The organism is uncultured Metabacillus sp. (assembly GCF_947503125.1).
In the GTDB taxonomy this organism is placed as follows: domain Bacteria; phylum Bacillota; class Bacilli; order Bacillales; family Bacillaceae; genus Metabacillus.
In genome coordinates, this window is sequence record NZ_CANNCR010000193.1 from 1 (window position 1) to 478 (window position 478).

1 protein-coding gene is annotated in these 478 nt (G+C 36.4%); it reads left to right on the top strand.

What is annotated here, in order from left to right; all coding sequences use genetic code 11:
- Window positions 1-378 (top strand): transposase (locus Q1B07_RS26795; protein ID WP_299095880.1); only part of this gene is annotated, 378 nt, incomplete at its 5' end.
- Window positions 379-478 lie beyond the last annotated feature (100 nt).

Consider the following 478-nt stretch of genomic DNA (forward strand, 5'->3'; position numbering starts at 1 on the left):
ACCAATTTAGAAATTGCCTTTTCTCCAAAAGATATCGTCCGTGCTTACCAAAAAAGAGGGACGATGGAGAACTATATCAAAGAGGTCAAGAATGGTTTCAGATTCGATCAAATGAATAGTCATTCTTTCCAAGTGAACGAGGCAAAAATGATGTTGAGTCTTCTAGCTTATAACTTAACGAATTGGCTTCGAACCCTTTCTTTCCCAGCAGAGCAGAAGAATATGCAAATTGAGACGATTCGTACACGGCTCATTAAAGTGGCTAGTAAAGTAGTAAAGTCAGGACGATCCCTATTCTTTAAATTATCTTCAAGTTTCGTCTATCAGAAATTTTTCTGGAAGGTGCTTAGCCGAATTCAAAACCTACAGATAGAATAACTCATTCATTTTGACGCTTTTAAAAAATCGTGTTAATTCCAAGGGAGTAGTCTGCCTAAAAATAGAGATTTGTAGCCCCAAGTTCTAGAAATACAATTTT